3 protein-coding genes are annotated in these 3,349 nt (G+C 41.9%); all 3 read left to right on the forward strand.

Translation table 11 applies throughout. From position 1 onward, the window contains the following. The coding region (locus tag IQ229_RS19400) for an RNaseH domain-containing protein (protein ID WP_194046547.1) at positions 1 to 1,229 on the forward strand (1,229 nt) is incomplete at its 5' end. Positions 1,230 to 1,792: 563 nt separating this feature from the next. After that, complete coding sequence (locus tag IQ229_RS19405; RefSeq protein ID WP_012412291.1) at positions 1,793 to 2,149, forward strand: hypothetical protein; 357 nt, start codon at positions 1,793 to 1,795, stop codon at positions 2,147 to 2,149. A 103-nt stretch (positions 2,150 to 2,252) separates the two neighbouring features. Continuing rightward, positions 2,253 to 3,275 carry a spore photoproduct lyase family protein gene (locus IQ229_RS19410; protein ID WP_322744025.1) on the forward strand — a complete coding sequence of 341 codons (1,023 nt, stop codon included), beginning with the start codon at positions 2,253 to 2,255 and terminating at the stop codon, positions 3,273 to 3,275. Positions 3,276 to 3,349 lie beyond the last annotated feature (74 nt).

Raw genomic sequence — 3,349 nt, forward strand, 5'->3', positions numbered from 1 at the left:
CTGTTAAACCTGACGATAAAGTTAATAAACCTTCAACCCGCCAAGCACTTGCAAAAATTGGTAGTGGCGTGCAATTTCTTCTACCCATTGCAAAGACACGCAAAACAAAGCATCTCAAACTCACAGACTTCTTCCATCGGATGCAGTCAGCTCTGAAAGATTTGTTCTCGGCTCATTCTGGTCGGATTGATGGTGTAAAAGAAAAGGTTGACAAGTACTTGCAAAATATCCCACTAGAAGCTAGACCAAAAGAAATTTTAGGGTTCACAATCGTCCGTAAACAAAGAGGTCGCTTTCGTGGTGTTATTGAGAATACATTTTTAGCAGTGGTAATGCGCCTCAATGTAGATACAGGAAAATGTGAGCTTTGCTGTGCTTACGAGAAAGGAAATTTAGAAATCAGCCCGTGGTTTAGTTTTTCTGATGCACTAGCTTTTATTGCCCAACTTACTCCAATCAAACTGGCTGATAAGCGTAATGTGTCTAAAACTCGATTCATGGACTTTGTAAAACAGATTATTTCTAACTCTGTGGAAGATGGGATGCAACCATTGGTTATGATTGATTCTTCCAACTGCGTCCAACTATGGTCTTGGCTCAAAGATGAGGAAATAAATACTAATCAAATTAACCTTGGTCAGCAGTTTGAGAATATGCAGGATGAATGGCAAGGCGCACGTCTAATTCGTATTCGCCAAGAACTCGCCCCTGGAATTATTGAAAAAAAAGCCAGACATTTAATAGAGACTTCTTTAGAAGATACCAGGACTAAAGAAGAACTAAACAAACTGCCGCCTACGCTTAAAATTCCTTCAGCATCTAGTGCGACTGGATTATTTCGACTCAGCGCTACTAACCAAACTGGATGTGTGGCTTATCTATCTGTGGCACGTGAAGCACCACATCAATATTCACGTGGGCAAAGTTGTTATCGTTCAACCCAGACCCTAGCCAACAAAGTTGGGTTAAAGATAAGTCAACTCTCTACAAAAGCTCCATTTGTAAATCGCTGGCCTTCTCCAAATCCCCTTGAGATTGTTGTTACCTTGAGACAATCAGAAGATAATCCTGATGATCTAGCTGCCCTTGTGGAGTCACTGCGCTATGGCTTTGGTCACTACAGCGATTGGACAGGTTTGCCTGCTCCCCTATTTTTTGAGCGTGTTGTACGGGACTACATCAGTGATTTTGCGATCGCAGATGAGGACATTGAATCAGAGCAAGATTAAATATCCTGCCAGTGTAGAAAGAGGCCACTAATAAATTTACAACTTGAAGCAGGTATTATTTACAATCAAACTCGCACAAAAATGACTGTTAGAATGCATCCCGACGCATTGGCATTGTAAGGGCACACATTAACAATGCGGCCGATGTATTATACCAATTGAAAAAAAGAATGCGACAAATAGACCATTTGTAGAGACGCGATGAATCGCGTCTTTACCCAAGGATGTGTTGCAATCATTAATTGAATTGGTATTAGCATTGCAAGGAGGCGTATTGGCATTGCAAGGAATTGCCAAATTTAATTCGCTACAAATTAATAAAATGCTGTACTTAAGCCAAGGCTAGGACTGCAACCTAAAACTTGAGTTTATTGAGCTTAGTAAAACCCCAGAACAAGCCTGAAAGCTGGTAAAAATAGTGTGATTGACATAGAGATATCAAGCAGCAATTGGGAAAGGAAACTACTACCTTGAATTGGGTATAACCCGTATGCTCTATGGCTTAAAGTCACTTTCCTAGATTTTACAATATAAGTAAGATATAAAAATAACGCTTCAATTATATGAAAATTCTCTCATCAGAGCTAGTCCATTTGGGATTTGGCAAATATGTGCGTTCTGACCAAGTAACAGCAGTTATACCAATAGAAGAGGAGCGAGGCCCAGGGCGACGAACCTTTGTTCACGTTCAAGGGCAAAGCGATCCAATTATCGCCTCTCGCGCTGAAGATACCATCGTGCGTGATTTAGTACAGGAGCCACGCGAAGTTACCCAAGCCCGTCAGCAGCAGGAAATTCTTCAAGATTTATTGGTTAATTTAGCTAATGTTAATTCAACTGTGCGTCGAATTAACCGTGATGAAGGCAGTTTGGATCTTGATTTGTTAGAACGACGAATTAAGCAAGTCCTTGAAAATTAATTGCAGAAGTCAGCAAACTAAATAACGGAGAAAGATATTGCTGAATATCATTACAGACCAAGTTTCAGTATCAGATACACAAACAAGATCGCCAAGGTTGTGGATACCTGAACGGGTACTGTTTACACCTGCTGCCCTAGATGAGGATTGGGGGCAACAGATTCTTAAACGTGTGCAGTCACTCAACTTACCAATAGAAGAACTATCACAGAACCGCCTGAAGGGACTGCGCGGTGAATCTGAGCGGGATACTTACAACATCGCCAAACGTACCTTAGCGGTAGTTACTGCACCACCCAGTTCTTTTAAACTGAGTCCCATCCCACCTTCTGCGGATTGGCAGTTTCACCTTGCCGAAGGTTGTCCTGCTCACTGTCAATACTGCTACCTAGCAGGTAGCTTATCGGGGCCACCTGTCATCCGCGTTTTTGCCAACTTACCGAAGATATTAGAGAACTTAGCGAACTACGAGCAACAGGGGAAAACCACAAGTTTTGAAGTTAGCTGTTACACTGATCCGTTGGGGATTGAGCATTTAACTGGAAGTCTTGCTAAATGTATTCGTTACTTTGGCACTCGTACCAATGCACATCTACGTTGGGTATCGAAGTTTGATGCTGTGGATGGATTACTCGATTTACCACACAATGGGAATACTCGCTGTCGGATGAGCGTTAATGCCGCACCAATTTCTGGTAAGTTTGAAGGTGGTACAGCATCCGTAGCATCTAGACTGAATGCATTGCGACGGTTGGCGCTACCACAAGAGCGTGGCGGTGGCGGTTATCCAATAGGCTTGGTTATCGCGCCAATTATACCGATAGATGATTGGCAAATGCACTATAGTCGTTTGTTTGAACAGATAAACGAGGCACTGGATTTTGATTGTAACCTTACCTTTGAGTTAATCTCGCATCGGTTCACTCCTGGGTCAAAAGAAGTATTACAAACTTGGTATCCACAATCAAAATTAGAGATGGATGAGGCAAAACGCAGTGTCAAGCGTAATAAGTTTGGTGGGACGAAATACGTTTACGAGAAGGATACAATGAAGGCGTTGCGTAGCTTTTTTGAGAGTGAGATTAGTAGGCGCTTTCCAAATGCTGAAATTCTTTATTGGACTTAAAAGAATACTTCGCTTATATACAATACAGTTCAGTTAAGCATTTTTTCTCTTCTCTCTGTTTCCTCTGCGCCTCT

The organism is Nostoc cf. edaphicum LEGE 07299 (assembly GCF_015207245.1).
In the GTDB taxonomy this organism is placed as follows: domain Bacteria; phylum Cyanobacteriota; class Cyanobacteriia; order Cyanobacteriales; family Nostocaceae; genus Nostoc; species Nostoc edaphicum_B.

Bases quoted from the DNA above. Each gene is read 5' to 3' on its own strand.
- IQ229_RS19405 (WP_012412291.1), top strand. From the start codon at position 1,793: ATGAAAATTCTCTCATCAGAGCTAGTCCATTTGGGATTTGGCAAATAT.